Origin of the sequence: Streptomyces sp. cg36 (genome assembly GCF_041080675.1) — a bacterium.
Classification (GTDB): domain Bacteria; phylum Actinomycetota; class Actinomycetes; order Streptomycetales; family Streptomycetaceae; genus Streptomyces.
The window spans coordinates 7569210-7586987 of the sequence record NZ_CP163520.1 but is presented as its reverse complement, the minus strand read 5'-3'; the positions used below and the strand labels follow the sequence as shown (position 1 = coordinate 7586987).

General features: G+C 73.7%; 14 protein-coding genes. 5 read left to right on the top strand and 9 right to left on the bottom strand.

What is annotated here, in order from left to right; all coding sequences use genetic code 11:
* Positions 1-9 precede the first annotated feature (9 nt).
* The 3 genes from AB5J87_RS33480 to AB5J87_RS33470 all read right to left on the bottom strand — a co-directional run bounded on the left by AB5J87_RS33480 (position 10) and on the right by AB5J87_RS33470 (position 3535).
* Positions 10-2067 (bottom strand): ATP-binding protein, encoded by a 2058-nt coding sequence (locus AB5J87_RS33480; RefSeq protein WP_369382388.1) that lies wholly within the window; start codon positions 2065-2067, stop codon positions 10-12.
* Positions 2064-2744 carry a DUF4255 domain-containing protein gene (locus AB5J87_RS33475; RefSeq protein WP_369382385.1) on the bottom strand — a complete coding sequence of 227 codons (681 nt, stop codon included), beginning with the start codon at positions 2742-2744 and terminating at the stop codon, positions 2064-2066. Before AB5J87_RS33475 ends, AB5J87_RS33480 begins: the two co-directional genes overlap by 4 nt.
* A 140-nt stretch (positions 2745-2884) precedes the next feature.
* Positions 2885-3535 carry a response regulator transcription factor gene (locus tag AB5J87_RS33470; RefSeq protein ID WP_369383748.1) on the bottom strand — a complete coding sequence of 217 codons (651 nt, stop codon included), beginning with the start codon at positions 3533-3535 and terminating at the stop codon, positions 2885-2887.
* A gap of 373 nt (positions 3536-3908) precedes the next feature.
* Here AB5J87_RS33470 and AB5J87_RS33465 point away from each other — a divergent pair, with 373 nt between their 5' ends.
* A complete protein-coding gene (locus tag AB5J87_RS33465; protein ID WP_369382383.1) occupies positions 3909-6752 on the top strand; it encodes an AAA family ATPase in 2844 nt (947 codons plus the stop codon).
* Positions 6753-6777: 25 nt separating this feature from the next.
* On the opposite strand, the gene AB5J87_RS33460 is transcribed toward AB5J87_RS33465, so the two are convergent.
* The gene (locus AB5J87_RS33460; protein WP_369382381.1) at positions 6778-7347 is read right to left on the bottom strand and encodes a PadR family transcriptional regulator; all 570 of its coding nucleotides are present in this window, start codon (positions 7345-7347) and stop codon (positions 6778-6780) included.
* Between the two features lie 152 nt (positions 7348-7499).
* Between AB5J87_RS33460 and AB5J87_RS33455 the strand changes: the two genes are divergently transcribed.
* Positions 7500-7901, top strand: a complete 402-nt coding sequence (locus tag AB5J87_RS33455; RefSeq protein ID WP_369382379.1) for a nuclear transport factor 2 family protein — start codon at positions 7500-7502, stop codon at positions 7899-7901.
* Positions 7902-7913: 12 nt separating this feature from the next.
* Here AB5J87_RS33455 and AB5J87_RS33450 read toward each other — a convergent pair whose 3' ends face one another.
* Genes AB5J87_RS33450 through AB5J87_RS33440 form a run of 3 tightly spaced genes read right to left on the bottom strand, consistent with a single transcriptional unit; the run spans position 7914 to position 9981 of the window.
* Positions 7914-9038, bottom strand: coding sequence for an MAB_1171c family putative transporter (locus AB5J87_RS33450; protein ID WP_369382378.1), 1125 nt, complete (start codon positions 9036-9038; stop codon positions 7914-7916).
* On the bottom strand, positions 9035-9556 hold the full coding sequence (locus AB5J87_RS33445; RefSeq protein ID WP_369382375.1) for a ParH-like protein: 522 nt from the start codon (positions 9554-9556) through the stop codon (positions 9035-9037). The genes AB5J87_RS33450 and AB5J87_RS33445 overlap by 4 nt, the downstream gene beginning before the upstream one ends.
* A complete protein-coding gene (locus AB5J87_RS33440; protein WP_369382373.1) occupies positions 9553-9981 on the bottom strand; it encodes an XRE family transcriptional regulator in 429 nt (142 codons plus the stop codon). The genes AB5J87_RS33445 and AB5J87_RS33440 overlap by 4 nt, the downstream gene beginning before the upstream one ends.
* Positions 9982-10243: 262 nt before the next feature.
* Between AB5J87_RS33440 and AB5J87_RS33435 the strand changes: the two genes are divergently transcribed.
* On the top strand, positions 10244-10957 hold the full coding sequence (locus AB5J87_RS33435) for a ricin-type beta-trefoil lectin domain protein (protein ID WP_369382371.1): 714 nt from the start codon (positions 10244-10246) through the stop codon (positions 10955-10957).
* A gap of 122 nt (positions 10958-11079) precedes the next feature.
* Here AB5J87_RS33435 and AB5J87_RS33430 read toward each other — a convergent pair whose 3' ends face one another.
* On the bottom strand, positions 11080-11361 hold the full coding sequence (locus tag AB5J87_RS33430) for a hypothetical protein (RefSeq protein ID WP_369382368.1): 282 nt from the start codon (positions 11359-11361) through the stop codon (positions 11080-11082).
* Positions 11362-11707: 346 nt separating this feature from the next.
* Here AB5J87_RS33430 and AB5J87_RS33425 point away from each other — a divergent pair, with 346 nt between their 5' ends.
* Positions 11708-16051, top strand: a complete 4344-nt coding sequence (locus tag AB5J87_RS33425; RefSeq protein WP_369382367.1) for a hypothetical protein — start codon at positions 11708-11710, stop codon at positions 16049-16051.
* Positions 16052-16128: 77 nt separating this feature from the next.
* Entirely contained in the window at positions 16129-16653 is a 525-nt protein-coding gene (locus AB5J87_RS33420) for a hypothetical protein (RefSeq protein WP_369382365.1), read from the top strand.
* 31 nt (positions 16654-16684) lie between these two features.
* Here AB5J87_RS33420 and AB5J87_RS33415 read toward each other — a convergent pair whose 3' ends face one another.
* Positions 16685-17698 (bottom strand): DUF2690 domain-containing protein, encoded by a 1014-nt coding sequence (locus AB5J87_RS33415; protein WP_369382362.1) that lies wholly within the window; start codon positions 17696-17698, stop codon positions 16685-16687.
* Between the last annotated feature and the right edge of the window lie 80 nt (positions 17699-17778).

Here is a 17778-nt window from a genome sequence, read left to right as displayed (position 1 = left end):
CGGCCGAGGTCACCAGCCGCCTTCGCCCGGCACGAGTCGACCCGCCTTGCGGTACTCGCGCCGGGCGCCCTCCAGCAGATCGGCGGCGCTCACCCGGCCGTCACGGCCGGCGGCCAGATAGGCGGCGGTGACCACGGCGCTGCGGATCGCGCCGCCCGACATCTCGAAGTCGCGCGCCAGCGGGGCCGTGTCGATCCCCTCCTCGCGGGGGACGCGCACCAGCCCGTGCCGCCACAGCGCCGCCCGCTGCCCGGGGTCCGGGAAGGGGAAGTCGACCACCAGGTCCAGCCGCCGGGTGAACGCCTCGTCGATGTTGGCGCGCAGGTTGGTGGTGAGCAGCGCGATGCCGTCGAAGGACTCCAGGCGCTGGAGCAGATAGGCGCTCTCCATGTTGGCGTACCGGTCGTGCGCGTCCTTCACCTCCGAGCGCTTGCCGAAGACGGCGTCGGCCTCGTCGAAGAGGAGCACGGCATCGGTGCGGTCGGCCTCGGTGAAGATCCGCTCCAGGTTCTTCTCGGTCTCGCCGACGTACTTGTCGACGACCGACGACAGCTGGACGACATAGAGGTCCAGGCCCAGGTCGGCGGCGACGACCTCCGCCGACAGGGTCTTGCCGGTGCCCGACTCGCCCGCGAACAGGCCGAGGACGCCCCGGCCCCGCCCGCCGCCCGCGCTCAGCCGCCACTCGCCCAGTACGCGGTCGCGGTGGCGGGCGCGCAGCGCGAGTTCCCGCAGCTGGGTGAGGGGCCCGTCGGGCAGCACGAGGTCGCCCCAGTCCACGGCGGGCCGGATCCGGCGGGCGTGCTGCTCCAGGCCGGAGGCCGACTGGCGGCGGGCGGCGAGGCGGATGTGGGCCGCCGTGAGCTCGGTGCCGTCGAAGTGCGCGAGGTCGCGGGCGGCCCGCGCCGCACGCCGTACGCGGTCGCCGCCGAGGCGGTACGGGGCGACGGTGGCGGCCAGGTCGAAGCCCGCGCTCTCGTCGCCGAGCACGGCCTGCCAGGCGGCCGTGCCCCCGGCGGCGCGGCCCGGCGCGTCCAGGACGAGCGGGTCGTGCGGGGACCAGTGCGGGTCGTAGGGGCGGCGGTCGCTGAGCAGGACGGTGACGTCGGACGCCTCGGTGAGCGCCCGTACCAGCGGGCCGGGGCGCTCGGGCAGGGCCGAGACCACGACGGCCCGGCCGCTCAGGCGGGCCTCGCGCAGCAGCTCGGGGACGCGGTCGGTGGGGTCCGGGCAGTGCAGGGGTTCCACTCCCGCGGCGTGCAGTGCGGCGGCGAGGACGGCCGGTCCGTCGCCCTCCCTCGCCTCGCGCAGATAGGCGAGGAGCGGGCCGGTGCGCAGACGGGTGGCGAGCCGTTCGGTGAACTCCTCGGTGCCGGGGGCGGGCCGTGCGGTCTCCGGCATCGGCTGAAGGCGGCCGAGGAGCGCGGCGTCGGGGGTGTCGTCGCCGAGGAGGTGGCCGATCAGCCGGTCGGGCACGCGCAACGAGCGGCTGAGGAAGGGGCGTTCGGGCTCCTCGTCCTCCAGGAGCCCCAGGGCGCGCAGCGGCGCGGAGGCGTGCAGCCGGGCGCGGGCCCCGGTGGCGGTGGCGGGCAGCCCGCACAGCTCCAGGGCCAGCCCCGCGGTGGCGCGCCGCCGGCTGACGTCGTCGTTGAGATAGCCGTAGAGCGGCTCGAAGCCCCGGTCGACGTCCGGGGCGAGCGCGATGAGCAGGACGGCGGTGTCCCACTCGGTCAGCCCGGTCCGCCGGGCCAGCCGCGCCAGCCGGTCCCCCGGCTCGTGGTCCGCGCCCGCGAAGCCGCCGGGGGCGGTGTCCGCCGGGCCGGACGGACCGTCCGCTGCGGCCGTGGCGGGCGGCCAGGTGTGCACCAGGTGGTGCACCGCCTCGTCGGACAGGTAGAGGCCGCGCAGCGGGTCCTCGGCGGTCGGGTCGTGGGCGGAGCGGTGCTCGACCAGCGCGGTGACCCGCTTCTGCAGGTCCGTCAGGCGGGCGAGGAGCGCGCGGGCGGGGTCGCCGGCGACCGGGGCGCCGGGGGCGGCGGCCGGCGCCTGGGCGTACGGGGCGTTCACCGCGGGTCCGGGCGCTGCTGCGGGACCTTGGCCTCGCGGGCGGCCCGGGCGGCTCCCACCTGCCGCGGCCGGTGGGAGCGCTCGGACGTCTGCGGCGCCGCCTCTTCGGGGCCGCGCAGCCGGACCGTGGCGCCTTCGGTGACCGGCGGGCCCGCGTCGTACTCGGGATGGGCCGGGAAGGGCACGGTCACCACCAGGTCCAGGGACGGCTTGAGTTCGCCGCCCAGGGCGGACCAGATCTCGGCGAGGGAGCGGGACTCCGTCTGGGTGCCGGCCACCGACACCGGGATCGAGAGGCCCAGCGCCGCCAGCGGGCCGGGGAGTTCGGCGGACGGCACGAGCTCGCGCGACAGCAGGGTGGCCAGGGCGGCGGAGAGCAGCCGGTGTTCGTCCTGCGGGGTCTTGGTCCACGCCGTCACCAGGTACGACAGCCGGAACCAGCGCGGCGGCCGACGGCGCCGCACCACGACGTTCCGCTCGTCGTGCACCGGCATGCGACCGCGCTGGCGCCGCTCCACGTCCTCGCGGATGTCGTACAGATAGGTGTTGATCACCGGGGCGTTGCGGCGGGCCGCCCAGTCGCGGGTGGGCGCCTCGAAGGAGATGTCGATGCCGGAGCCCGCCAGCACTCCGCCCCCGAGGAGGCCCTTGAGTACCTCGTCCACCTCGTGGATCACGTTCGCGCTCCCCAGCTGTCGCCTGCTCCCTCCGATCGTGCCCCGCGCACGGCGCCGCCCGAAGGTCCGGCCGGACCGGCGGACGGGCAGAGGTCCTTGCCCGTACGGCCCGATCGGGCCACCGCTGACTGCCCGTTCGGTCAGATGTAGCCCTCGCGCAGGGCGTAGGCCACGGCGTGGGCGCGGTTGCGCAGGTGCAGCCGGGTGGTGAGGGCGTGGATCACGTTCTTGACGGTGCGTTCGGAGTAGGACAGCTTGCTGGCGACCTCGGCGGTGTCGAGGCCCTCGGCGATCAGCCGGAGCACGTCCACCTCGCGGGGCGTGAGGCCGAGGGAGGGGACGCCGGGCCGGCCCGAGGCGCCCCGGTGCAGGGTGCCGACCTGGCTGATGAGCCTGCCGAGCAGGTCCGCGGGCATGTCCCCCTCGCCGCGCGAGGCGGCCAGGACGGCCTGGACGAGCCGCTCGGCGGTGGCTTCGTGCCGCCACACGATGGCCCCGACGCCGCATCCCACGACATCGAGCAGCTCCACCTCGCGGATCGCGTCGACCACGACCACGGCCCGGGAGCCCTCGCTGCGTACGACCCGCCGTAACCGGGTGAGCGCGGCCTCGTCGAGCGCGTTCTCGATGAGCAGCGCGACCGCGCCGGGGCCGGCCTCCTCGCGCAGTTCGACTTCGGGGTGGCGGCGCAGCTGGCTTATCGCGCCCTCCCGGCTGATCGGGTCCGACGCGGTGACGGCCACCGGGATGCGCCGGGCGACGGCGTGGCCGCCTCCGACGTCGGCCGCGATGGCGGTCCTTGGTGAGTTGAGCAACCGTCTCCCCTGTTCACGAGCGGCCGTACGAGTCCGTCCGGCCGTGTGGATGGCTCCTTTTACCCTTCGTCGGCGACGGCACGATGCGCAATCGTGGAGCACCACGAGGCACACCACGAGACTGCTTCCAAGTCACCGGCGAGTAGCCACGTCCACCGACGTCCCCGCAGGTCGCCGCGGGCCCGTCCACGCCCGTGAACCCGGGGGTGCGGCCCTGTGGAGCCGGTCACCTCCACGAGCCCCCGCCGCCCCCCGCCACCGGCCTCGGAGTGATCGATCTCACCTTGACCATCACTGGTGTTCGAGCGTCTTAACCAAGGGGGAGCACCATCCACGTCAGGAGACACCGATGAGCGGAGCGCTCCGCGAACGCGACGACGGCCACGCGCTGATCGCGGCGGCCACCGAGCGGGCCCGGGCGGGCACGGGCGGGCTCCTCGTGCTGCGCGGCGCGACGGGCACCGGTCGCACCGCCCTGCTGGAGGCCGCCGCCGAGCACGCGGCGGCCCGCGGTCTGCGGGTGCTGCGCGTGCGCTGCTCCGCCGACGACGCTTCGGTTCCCCTGGCCTCGGTGGAGCATCTGCTGTCCGTGACACCGGAGTTCACGCACCTGGCGCCCGGCCGGGACCACTGCGCACGGGCGGCCGGACTGTGGCAGCTGCTGCGTTCGTACGCGGCCGAAAACCCTCTGTTCCTCGCGGTGGACGATCTGCACCTGGCCGACGACGCCACCCACCGCTGGCTGCGCGAGGCGGCCCGGCGCATCGACCGGCTGCCCGTCCTGGTGGTGGCCACCGAGCGCGGCCAGTACGACATCGACCCCCGGCCCGCCGGGCTGGCGCAGCCGCTGCCCCCGCCCCTGGTGCGCACCCACGCGCTGGCCCCGCTGGGCGAGGCGGCGGCGGCCGAGCTGGTCCAGGAAGCCTTTCCCTCGGCCGGGCCGGAGTGGGCCTCGGCCTGTGTGCGCGCCGCCGCCGGCAACCCGCTGCTGCTCCATGCCCTCCTGGACGACCTGGTAGGTGCCCCGCGGCCCGCTCCCGGTGCCCCGGACGGCTCCCCGCCCCTGCCCGAATCCTGCGCCGCCCTGTACCCCGGCTCGTATCCGGCGGCCGTGTCCTGGTGGCTGGAGAGCGCCGGTCCGGCCACCGCCGAGGTGGCCCGCTGCCTGGCGGCGCTGGAACAGGCGTGGCCGCCGGAGTCCGACGCCCCGGCCGCGCGGGCGGGCGGCTCCCGGCCGCACCCGGGCGCGCCGGTGGAAGGGGCCGGGAGCGACCCGGCGCTCCTGCTCGCCGAGGCGACCGGCGCCGACCCGGTGCGCGTCGACGGCTGGCTCGCCGCGATGACCCGGCTCGGCCTGCTGCGCCCCGACGCCGGCGGCCGGGCCCGGTACGCGCATCCGCTGCTGCGCGACGCGGTGCTCACCGGCTGGCCCGAGACGCGCCGCCGGGCGGCGCACCGCGCGGCGGCGCGGGCGATGCTGCGCCGGGGCGTGCGGGCCGAGCCGATCGCCCGGCACCTGCTGCTGGCGCCGGGCGACACCCCGTCCTGGGCGCTGCGGGTGCTGCGCGACGCGTCGGCGGTCGCCGTGCACGACGCCCGCCCCGACGACGCCGTCGCCTATCTGTGCCGCGCCCTGGACGAGCCGCTCCCCGACGGCCTGCGGCAGCGGCTGCTGACCGAACTGGGCTCCCTGCACTACACCGTGGGCGACGCCCCGGCGGCCATCGCCCGGCTGGCCGAGGCGCACCACCTGCCCGCCGAGCCCCGGTACCGGGTGCGGACCGTGGTCGCCCTGGGCACCGCGCTGGCGGGCCACGGGGAGATCCGTACGGCGATGGAGGTGCTGCACCGTACGCAGGGGCAGCTCTCCGACGATCCCGGCCTGGCCCGGACCGTGCAGACCGCCGCCGCGCTGCTGGCCCACGAGGACCCGGCGACCGGCAGGCGGATCCACCAGTGGCTGTACGAGGCGGCGCAGTACTCACCGGAGCTGGTGGGCACCGCCGGACAGGCCCTGCTCGTGCGGTACGCCGCGACCGGCGCGCTGATCTCGGCGCAGGAGGCGATGGCCCGGATCCGGGACCTGCTGGCCCGGCCCACCGACCCGCTGGCCGAGCCGTTCCTGGTGGGGACGGCCGCCGCGGTCGCCCAGTGGGCGGACGAACTCGACGAGGCGGACCGGCTCGTGGAGCACGGGCTGGCCAGGCAGCACCCGGCGCAGCTGCACCCGATGCACCAGGCGCTGCTCAACACCCGCGCCGACATCGCCGCTTCCCGCGGTGACGCCGCCGGACTGCTCGACGCGCACTTCGGCACCGACGCGCCGGACGCCCTCGCGGGCGGGCGCCCGGGGCCGTCCAACCGGGACGCCACCGCGTTGCTGGCGCTCGTGCACACCGGCCGCATCGACGAGGCCCAGAGCTTCGCCGCCGCCTTCGACCTGCGCGAGGCCACCGAGAACCTGGAGCTGAACCGCTTCCTGTACGCGCGCGGCGCCCTACGGGCCACGGCGGGCGACCCGACGGGCGCGCTCCACGACTTCCTGGAGTGCGGGCGCCGCCAGTCCGCCCGCGACGTGCTCAGCCCGATCGTCACGCCGTGGCGCACCGCGGCGGCGCAGTGCCGGCTGGCGCTGGGCGGCGGGCGGGACGCGCTCACCCTGGCCACGGAGGAGCTCCGGCTGGCCCGGGTGTGGAACACCCCGCGCACGGTGGGCCGCGCGCTGCGCGTACTGGCGACGGTCACCGGCGGCAGGCGCGGCCTCGAACTGGCCGAGGAAGCCGTGGTGACGCTGCGGCCCGCGCCCGCCGACACCGGTATGGAGCTGGTCCGGGCCCTGGTCGCCCAGGGCCGCCTCCTGCACGCCACCGGCGAACGCAGCCACGCCCGCGACTGCCTGCGCGAGGCGGTCGAGCTGGCCGAGGGCAAGGGCGCCGTGAGCATGGCCGCCATGGCCGGGCAGGCCCTGCGCCAGAGCGGGGCCCGCAGCCCCGTCGCCGAGCGCACCGGCCCCGGGGCGCTGACGGGCAGCGAGCGCCGCATCGCCGATCTGGCGGCCGACGGGCTCACCAACCCGGAGATCGCCGATCTGCTGCACCTGGCGCGCCGCACCGTGGAGACCCATCTCACCAGCGCCTACCGGAAGTTGCGGATCCGGCGCAGGGCGGAGCTGGCCGACGCCCTGGCGAAGTAGGCCCGGCCCGCCGCCGCCCGGCCCGTTACGCGCGGGCGGCGGCCAGTCGCCCTTCGAGCCTGCGCAGGGCGAGCCGGCCCCATTCGACGTTCTCGCGCTCGAAGGACATGCCGCGCAGCAGGGTGAGGTAGGGCCCGACCCGTTCGGCCCGCGCGAAGTACTCGTCCTCGGTGCGGCCGTCCAGCAGGCGTTCGCGGAGCCGTTCGTAGCGGGCGAGTTTGGCGGTGGCCCACTCCACCCGCTCGGTCACCGCCGCCATGACGGCCGCCATGTCACCGGCGTCGGCGCACTGCACTTTCACCAGGAGTTCGTCGCGGATCGCGGTGGGCTTGCCGGACGGCTCGGCCACGTACGCGCGCACCGCTTCGTGCCCCGCCGGGGTGAGCGAGAACAGGCGTTTGTTGGGGCGGCGTTCCTGCTCGACGACCCGCGCGGCGATGAGGCCCTCGCCCTGCATGCGCTCCAGCTCCTTGTAGAGCTGCTGGGGGGTGACCGTCCAGAAGTTCGCGACGGACGCGTCGAACGCCTTGGCCAGGTCGTAGCCGGACGCCTCGCCTTCGAGGAGAGCGGCCATCACCGCGTTGCGCAACGCCATGGTTCGACCCTATCTCCTCGGTGATCGGCCGCCTTCGGGCCCGCCCCTCGCCCGCACCGCGCGGGCGGCGCGCAGGAGGCGGGGTGGACAACCCCGGAACACCTGCCTAGTCTCCCACACACCTATTCAATTAATTGACTAGAGGTGGTTCCGTGCACCCGTTCCGCAAGGCCGTCGAGAACCGCGACGAGGCAGCCATCGAGGCACTCCTCGCCGACACCGTCCTCTTCACCAGTCCGGTCGCCTTCAAGCCCTACCCCGGCAAGGCGATCACCGCGGCGATCCTGCGCGGGGTGATGCGCGTCTTCGAGGACTTCACCTACGTACGCGAGATCGCCGACCCGGACGGCCGCGACCACGCGCTCGTCTTCACGGCCACCGTCGACGACAAGCAGATCCAGGGCTGCGACTTCCTCCACTTCGACGAGGAGGGCAAGATCGACGACTTCACCGTGATGGTCCGCCCGCTCTCCGCGGCGCAGGCGCTGTCCGAGGCGATGGGCGCCCAGTTCGACCGCATCGCCCGCGAGGCCCAGGAGGCGTCCGGGGCGTAGCCGCACCGGCGATCAGCCGCGTCCGCCCCCTCCGGCGATGCCCGCGAAGGCGCGGGAGAGCGCGGCCAGTTGGGACGCCTCCGCGTCCGTGCCCACCTCTCCCCCGCTCCCGTCGCCCTCCGGCGGCAGGGCGCGGCGGGCCCGATCCCCTGCCGGGGCGGGCCCGCCGGGCCCGGGCTCGTCCAGGGCCGCCCACACCGCCGCCGCCCACGCCTGGGCCGACGGCTGCCCCGGCGGACCGCCCGGCCCCATGCGCGGGCGCAGCAGGAGCAGCCCGTCGTGGATCTCGATGACCCGCCGGTACAGGGCGAAGCGCAGGGCGCGCGGGGTGCACCGGCGCAGGCCGCGCCGGTGCGTCAGCAGGGCGGTCTCCGGGAACGCGCGGTGCAGCGCGGACCAGAGCGGGGCCAGCGCCCGGTACGTGCGGTACGACCACCACCAGTGGCGCAGCGGGGTCCAGGCGGAGGTGCTGCCTCCGGCGATGACCAGGGTCGCGCAGACCAGGCCCAGGGCGGTGGACACGGCGTCGTCGCCGTCGCTCTGGTGGCCGGTGAGCAGGGCGAGCCGGATGTCGTCGAGGCCCCAGGCCGTCCACACCACCCCCACGGCCACCCCGCCGCAGAACAGCTGGAGCCCGATGCGCCGGACCCCGGGAGCGGCCCGCCGGGCCCTGCGCAGCGTCACCCGGACCAGGGCGGACAGATGCCAGGCCGGGAAGAGGGTGAGGACCGTGTCGTACGCGGCCAGGACGGGCCGCCGCGCGCCGTCGACGTAGAGCTCTCCCGAGGCGTGCTGGAGGTCGGCCGCGAAGAACAGCACCACCAGGAACAGCAGGATCGCGGCCGTCGTCACGGCTTGGCGGGGAACCGAGCGGGCGGCCAGCAGGCCGAGGCAGGAGACGGCCACCATCCGCAGCAGATCGCTCGTCAGCATCGGCAGCCCCGGCAGGGCCACGGTGTGTTCGACGGTCCGGGCGGTGGCGGGGGCGAGGACGACCAGGGCGATGCCCAGGCAGAAGACGGAACGGTGGACGTATCGCTGGGCGGCGGCCTGGTCCGCGCCGCGTACGGTGCTCCACCGGTAGAGCCCGAACACGCACAGGGCCACCCCGCCGAGGCACTGCAGGACGTCCCTCATGGCCGCCCCCGCCCCGGCGCGGGTCCGAGGAAGGGGTCCGGGGGCTGCTCGGGGCCGGTCCACACCGCGCGCTGGATGATCAGCGACGCCAGTAACTCGGCCTCCTGCTCCTGCGGTTCCGCGTACACCGTACGCCCGAGGACCCGGTGGACGAGGTCGCTCGCCAGATGGGGCGTCAGCTCGGCGGAGAGCGTGCCCTCGTGGCCGCACAGCAGGTGGGAGAGCTCGTGCACCAGGATGTGCTGGCGGTGGAGCACGGAGGTGTCGGCGGCGTAGGCGATGTAGTCGGCCTGGCCCGCCGACACCAGCAGGCCGCAGGGCACACCGGGCGCCCAGGGCATCGGCATGAGCTCGATCGGCCTGCCGCGCTGCTCGGCCGCGGCGGCGATCAGCTCGAACGCGTCGAAGGGCACGGGGAGTTCGAGCGAGGCGGCGATGGCCCGGCAGCGCCGCAGCCGGGCCCTGGCCCCGGTGGAGGGGCGCTCCGCCCGCTCACCGCCCCGGAGTCGGCGTCTCACCGCTCGGTCGACGGCCGGCGTTCGGTCTCCCGGCGGGCGATGGACTCGATCAGGTCGCGGACGATGCCCAGCCCGTCGGGCGAGAGGTTGACCGCGCGCAGGGCGACATCGCGCACGCCCGCGTCCCGCATGGCCGACAGGAGTGCGACCTCCTCGGCGACCTGGGTGCCTTCGGGGTCGTCGAAGAAGTAGGTGACCGGCACCTGGAAGAAGGCGGCCAGCGACTCCAGATGGCGCTTGGTGGGGTTGTCGCGGCGGCCCGTGCGCAGCTGCCACAGATAGGTGGCCGAGAACGACTCCCCGCTGGAGTCGCGACAGGCCCGCGCCACGTCCTCGTTGCTGTACGGAGTGCGGTCCGGGCGGCGTACCGCCTGGAAGAGGGCTTCGATCCGCTCCGCCAATGACTGGGCCCCGGCCTCCGGCACTGCCCCACCTCCGTTCCGTGACGGCACATCGTATCCGACCCCGACCAGGCGCGGTCCGACGGAGACCGTCGCAGCTGAGATGAATGAAACGCCCAATCGATTCACATCAGTTGACATGCCCGGGCTCCGTCGGCCAGGCTTCGAATCGCTTCGGGGCACGCATCGGATCAAGCACGGCCGAGTCCGACCAAACCCGGCCGTGCCCGGTCATGCCCGGCCGAAGTGCTCGTCCCACGCACTCCCGCGATCCAAGGAGCACCACATGAGACGCACCGCCGCCGCGTTAATCACGGCTCTGCTGGCAGTCTTCGCCACCGTCCTGCTGCCCGCCAACGCACAGGCGTCCAGCCCCGGTTCCTGTACCACCCGATACGAAGGCCCGTACGGCAGCGCCACGTGCTCGGGCGTCGACCCGAGCATCCAGTGGCGGGCCGTGGTCGGCTGCTTCTACCTCAGCGGCGGCCAGCCCGTGCCGTTCACGGTGCTCGGCAACGTGATCACCGGCAGCGGCACCTCGGTCGGCGGCTGCACCGGCGCCTCCTGGGCGACGAAGCACATCTCGGCCGAGGTCGTCGGCGTGGCCGGGCGCCAGGGCCGCCTGGTGGGCTACGGCGGCAAGTGCATGGACATCGCCAGCGGCAAGACGACGGTCGCCACCCCGGTGCAGATCTACGACTGCAACGGCACCAACGCGCAGTGGTGGACCCTGGGCAACGACCACAGCGTGCGCGGTCTCGGCATGTGCCTGAACGTCGTGTGGGGAACCGCCGACAGCCCGAACGGCACCAAGGTGGAGATCTACGACTGCGTGGGCTCCCCGGGCGAGCAGTGGATCCCCCAGCCGGACGGCTCGCTGAAGAACGTCCTCACCGGCAAGTGCCTCGACGACCTCGGCTTCGCCACCGCCAACCGTACGCAGCTGGGCATCTGGGACTGCAACGGCCTGGCCAACCAGAAGTGGACGCTCACCCCCTGAGCCCACGGTCTCCATGAACCCCTGAACAGTCGTCCGGCGACGGGCCGCCCCGATGGGCGGCCCGTCCGTCGTGTCCGCGCGCGCCGCTCCCCGTAGACGTACACGTACGCGTGCACGCACACCTACACGACCGCGCCACGGTCCTCGTCGCCCTCGTTCGGCACGAAGTGGCTGAGGCGGTGGGTGGTGGGGTTCACCAGACGTCCGCAGAGGACGTCCACCCGCGTCGCCGACCAGTCCAGGTCCGGCCGCGTCGCCCGCAGCCGCGCGACATACGCGAGCCACGCCGCCTCGTCCTGGGTCTCGAAGAGCACCTCCCAGTGCCCCGCCCCGGGGGCGAAGCGGTCGACGGCCCGCTCCCGTTCCCGTTCACGCTGTCGTTTCCTCTTCCGCTGCCCCGGCACCGGGCCAGCATCGCCGCACCGGGCCACCGGGGCAACCGAGTTGACGGGGTCGTCCCGCCGGGCCCGGCAACGCCACTCGCGCGAGCGCCCGTTGCCCGGGCCGTCCCAGCGGTCCCAGGGACGTGGAAGGGACGCCCGGGACGCCCGAAACCGCCGGTCACAGCGTTAGCGTGCGATGACCTCCGGTCCCGGCGGCGACCCACCGCCCACTCCCCGGACCGTCACGGCGGCCTACCGCGCCCCTCCCCCACACGTCCCCGGACACGCGTCCTCGGACGTCACGTCCCACCCCCATGCGCCGCACCGCGCCGCGTGGACCTACGGAAACACGAAACGGGAGCTCTCCTTGAGACCTCGCACAACCGCCCGCAGAGCACGGATACCCGTGCTCGCGTCGGCAGGACTGGCCGTGGTCGCCGGGCTGCTGCCCAGCAGCCTGGCGTGGGCCGGCCAGTCGGCCGCCGCCGCGGCGCCGCCGCCGGCCCCGGCCGCGCCCAACACGGTGGCGCCCGAGCAGCGCGGCGACGCCCTCGGCAAGGACTGGAAGAAGTCGACCGACCGCGCGTGGACGACGGCGGGCGACGCCACCGGCTTCCACGTGCTGGTCGCCGACGCCGGTACGGGCTACACCTGGCGCACCGTCGCCACGCTCTCCGAGCCCGGCCTGGAGACCGACCAGTGGATCGGCAACGCCTGTGTCACCGGCTCGGGCAAACGCGCCGTGGTGGTCTACGCGCCGCGCTCGTTCACCAACCGCGGCGACCTCTTCGACCGGGGCGCCTTCACCGCCGTCGTGGACCTGGGCTCCGGCAAGGTGACCAAGCTGCCGCTCAACGCCAGCCTGGCCTACTTCGACCCCGGCTGCGGCGCGGGCGAGACCGCCGTCGTCACCCAGGCCAGCGCCGACAGCACCGGCGAGCAGACCCAGTTGCAGACCGTCGACGCCGCCACCGGCAAGGTCGTCTCCACGGGATCGGTGGACGGCCAGGCGACCTCCGCGGTCCCGGTCGGCAAGGACGTGATGGCCGCGGCCGGGCCGCACCTCATCAAGGTGGACCCGGCGGGCAAGGCCGATGTGGTGGCCACCACGCACGGCACCGCGACCCGTCTGCACCCGGACGCCGACGGCAACGTCACCTTCCTGGAGCCCGCCAAGGGCGGCAAGGTCGACGTCCAGCACCTGCGCGGCCGTACGGTCAGGACGCTGGCGGTCGGCGCCCTCGGGCAGGTCGGCCTGGCCCAGGGCGCGGCCGGCAAGGTCTTCCTGACGGGCAGGTCCACGGCGGCCACCGCGCTGCCCGCCACCGTGCGCCGGGTCGCCGAGGCCCCCGCCCAGGCGGAGCTGTCGACCGACGGTGAACTCGCCGTCGTCCAGGCCACCGCGCAGCACCTCGCGGACAAGGTGGCCGCGCCCCTGCGGCGCGCCGCCCCGGTCGCCGAGGCCGTCGAGATCAAGGCGACGGCGACCGGCACCGCGAAGCCGCTGGCCTTCACCGTCCCCACCCAGCAGACCCCGGCCCAGGCCGAGACCGGAGCCAGGCCCTCGCCGCTGCTCCCGTTCATCGCGGGTGGCCGTCAGAGCGTGAAGAAGGCGCTCGCGGCGTCCGGCGCCAAGGCCGCTGCCTCCGGCGACCCGGCGAGCGACCCGGTGGACGCCGACCGCTACTGCTCGGTGCCGCGCAACGACGTGAACACCCAGGTCTACCAGCCCACCCCCAACCAGGTGGAGTGGGCGGCCGACATGGCGATCCGGGGCCAGCTGACCTCCGCCTACGTCAACCGGCCCGCGAACTGGCACAACTCGGGGCTGCCGGCCTGGACGCCGCAGGGCATGTTCCCGCCGCGCACCCTGAACACCGGCGGCCGGATCCCGTCCCAGGTCATGCTGGGCATCCTGACGCAGGAGTCCAACCTGTGGCAGGCGAGCAACCACGCCGAGCCCGGTGAGTACGGCAACCCGCTGATCGGCAACTTCTACGGCACCAACATCTACGCCGGGACCACGGGGTACGACCCCAGGCGGGTCTGGAAGATCGACTGGGACAAGGCGGACTGCGGCTACGGCATCGGGCAGGCCACCGACGGCATGCGCATCGCCGGGCACCCCAAGGACAAGGAAGTGCTCCTTCCGCCGGACCAGCAGCGCGCCGTCGCCGTGGACTACGCCACCGGCATCGCCTACTCGGTGCGCATCCTCCAGGACAAGTGGAACGAGCTGCACACCGCCGGGACGCAGATCAAGCTGAACGACGACGACCCGGCGCGCCCGGAGAACTGGTTCGCCGCCGTCTGGGACTACAACGCGGGCCTCAACACCCGGGGCAGCAACCCGGACCTGCCGTCGGCCTGGGGCCTGGGCTGGGCCAACAACCCCTCCAACCCCAAGTACCCGATCGACCGCGGCGCGTTCCTCGACAACAACCACTACGCGGACGCCGCGAAGCCGCAGAACTGGTCGTACGAGGAGAAGGTGATGGGCTGGGGCGCGTTCCCCATCGACACCGGCCACTCCTACGACGACAACGGCAACCTGAACAAGGGCAACACGCACGGCTTCTCCGCGGCCTGGTGGTCCAACACCACCGAACGCTCCTTCGCCATCAAGCCGCCGCCGACCACCTTCTGCGACACCACCAACGGCTGCGACCCGGTCAACCCGCCGGTCTGCCACACCGTGGCCTGCTACAACCAGCACTGGTTCAGCCACGACGTCACCTGGAAGAACTGCACCAGCAAGGCGGTGCCGCCCAGCCCGCTGATCAACGAGTGCGGCAACGAGTACCTCACGTACAAGACGCTGCGCGGCGAGCCCGGTGACGCCCATCCCAAGCTCGGGCCCTGTGACGCGGCGGCGCTGCCCAGCGGCACGGTGCTGGTCGACGACCTGCCCGACGGCGCGCCGCAGAACCGCTGCGGCACGCGCGCGTCCAGCAACGGCTCCTTCTCCTGGGAGTTCCGCACGGACGACGAGGGCAAGTACGAGGCCAAGGAGGACCTGCACCAGATCGGCGGCGGCTTCGGCGGCCACTACTGGTTCTCGCACGCCCGCCAGCCCAACAACTGGGACAACTACCTGACCACCAACGGCACGTGGAAGCCCAACCTGGCCGACCACGTCTACAAGGTGCAGGCGTTCGTCCCCTACCCCTCGCACACCACCAAGAGCGCGCACTACGAGATCACGACCAAGGACGGCCGGACCCGCGAGCGGATCGTCGACCAGTCCAAGGCCAACAACGACTGGGTGACCGTCGGCTACTTCCAGCTGGGCTCCAACGCCAAGGTCTCCCTGTCCAACGTCACCGGCGACTCCACCTCGGGCGACCTGGACGTGGCGTACGACGCCCTGGCGTTCGTCCCGGTGGACGGCTCCTACGAGCACCACACCTTCGACGCGGCGGCCATCTTCGAGAGCAACCAGAACCTGGACACCGACACCCCCTGGCTGATGAAGACGCCGATGCGGACGCGTCAGACCATCTACGACTGGGCGCACTCGCGCACGGCCGGCGGCCCCACCTTCGACAACAGCTCGCGGCTGGTCGGCCTGTCGAACTTCCAGGTCTGCAACGACGGCGCCTACAACGACCTGTGCCTGGGCGGCAGCACCTCCGCCGCGATCAAGTCCTGGCAGAAGGACGTGGACGCGGCCGGCACCGACCCGAACGCGCACCCCTCCGAGGCCGACTGGCTGGGCTTCGCGATCGCCGCCCCGCCGGCGACGATCAACGAGCACACCTTCGACGAGGACCGCTCGTACAAGATCCGCACGCACATCGACACCTCGTACATCGTCGGCCCGGACGGAAAGATCATTCCGGGGACCGAGGAGATGGTGGACTCGGGCCGCACCGGCAACACCGAGATCGCCCCGTTCGCCCGCAACTTCATCCAGGCGACGGTCAAGGACTACGGCTCGCTCGGCGTCACGCTGCCCGACCTGTCCTTCGACGCCAAGGACGGCAACGTCACCGGCCGCACCACCCATGTGGCCAACCCGCTGGAGACCGGCGTCACGCCCGGACAGGCATACCGTTCGGGCCAGCAGCCGACCACCATCGACTCCACCGGCAAGTGCGTGACGACCAAGTTCGTCAGCGGCGGCAGCATCGGCTACCGTCCGCTCGACGAGGCGCCCAGCACGGACGCCAACATCAGCGCCTGGGTGAGCAAGCTCAAGAGCCTCGCCGACCAGCAGAAGGTGCCGGCCGAGGTCGCGGACACGGCGGGCGACATCTACAGCCTGTTCTTCCGCGCGCCCACGCTCGACGGCGGCGGCAACCCGCAGGGCTCCCTGTTCAACATGGCGCCCCCGATCTGGCAGAACGTCAGCATGGCCTTCTGCGCGGGCGGTTCCGTCAAGTCGACGGCCGCGGCGAACATCGACGACAACCCGACGACGGGTCTCGTCTACCAGAGCTACATGCCCAACCTGTACCTCTACCTGGACGGCCACATGGTCGACCAGACCGGACAGCCGACCAACGGACCCGTGCAGCGCGGCGACTTCAAGTCGTTCTCCAACGTGCCGCCCGGCGACGACTACCACACCGGCTACGGCTCCTGCGGCACCGAGATCCGGGGCAACGGCGGAAACCCCTGGAGCCTGAAGGCCGTGCCTTCCGGGTTCCCCGGGGGCACCCCCACCATCCCGATGTTCTGTGACGACGGCAGCCACGCCGCCAGCTGATGCCCCGGCCCCGGCCGGGTCCGCACCCGCGGACCCGGCCGGGGCCTTCCCCCATGACCGCGAGGAGGTGCCCGCCGGTGGTACGACGGCTCAACGCGCCGCAGTCGCTGATGGCGCTGCCGCCCCTGCTCCTGCCGCCCGCCGTGACGCTGGCGTCCGGCCTCCCCGCCGGTCAAAGCGCCCTCGCCGCGACGATCGGCGTCTTCCCCGCCGTGCTCTCCCACTGGCTGACGGGCCGGATCCGCAGCGGGTCCGGCCGACTGCGTCCCGCGGCCCTCGTCGGCGCCCTGTCGACGTCCCTGTTCGCGTGTCTGGTCGTCGGCTCCGCCTACTACGGATTCGTCTTCGCCCCCTTCCTCGTGCTGCTCTTCGGGCTCCTCGGCCTGCTCAGCCTCCGGGGCACCTGGACGCTGGCCCGGGGCGGACGGCGGGGCGCGCTCGCCGTCTGCCTGCCGCTGTGCCTCGTCGCCGCCGTCGCCCTGCGCGTCTCCCCGGGCGGTCCGGCGGCGGCCCTGCTGCACCTGGTGGGGTGGGCGTGCGTGGCCCTGGCCGCGCTGAACTGCGCCCTCACCCTGTGCGCACCCGGCCGGCGGGACGGCTGAGACACCAGCCGCCCCGGCCCGGCGGCCGTCCCTACGGCTCGACCTTCGCGCTGGGCGAGCACTCCAGCTGCTTCTGGCTCGGTATCTCCCCGCACACCGCCACCGAGGCGGCCGGCGCTTCGTCGGTGACCGCGAGCATCCGGGTGTAGGTGTCCCGGTCGGTACGGATGGTGGCCTCCTGTTCCATGCCCGTACGGTCCCTGATCTTGACGACGTCCCCGACGGCGCCGTTCTCGATCCGCCCCCACACCGCGTGGCAGGCCGGGCTGTAGCGCAGCTCGATGTGCATGCCCCGCAGCCAGGTGTCGTGCGCGGTGCTCGCGTCCCACTGGCAGTCCATGGCCTGCGGATCCCGGCGCAGACAGGTGTCCCCGGAACACCGCACGTCGACCTTTCCGGCCGCGTGCACCACCTGGGCACCGCCCACACCCGACGCCTGGCCTCCGCCGTCACTGGCGGACACACCGTGCGCGGCGGACCCGGCGCCGGTGCCCATCGTCAGCACCGTCGCCACCGCGCCCATGGCAGCGCCGGACGCGAGGTAGCCGACGACCCCGAACCGGCGCCGCCACGACGACGCCCGCTCAACGGCCGGGCGCCGGCCGGGCGGCCCCGGTATCCACCGCGCCGCGCGCCGCAGCACACCGGGCGGCCCGGCCACCGGGTCCACCCCGGCCGCCACCGGCGCGGGAGTGGTCGCGGGAGCCGGACCGCCAAAGTGGCCCGGCTCCGGCTCCGGCTCCGGCACCGGCACCGGCACCTGCGCCTCGGCCGTGGCCGCCGTTTCTCCGGCCGGCGGGCGTTCCACCGCCGCCAGCAGGGCCAGCAGGGGGTCCGGGTCAGCCCCGGTGGCGGACGCGAACTGCTCGACGGCCACCTTCGAAGGGAGTTGCTTCCCGTTCAGGAACCGCTCCCAGGAGGAGCGGCTGTAGTGGGTCCGGTCGGCCAGCTGTCCATAGCTGAACCCGGACTCCTGTTTGATGCGGCGCAGTTCCGTGAAGAGCTGCTCCTTGGTACCCATCGCGGCATTGGTCTGGTCGGACACGTGCCTCCCCCGTCATCACTCTCGGCACTCTCGGCGGCGGCAACTCCTGGCCGTCGCGCGGACCACAGACTAACCGGACC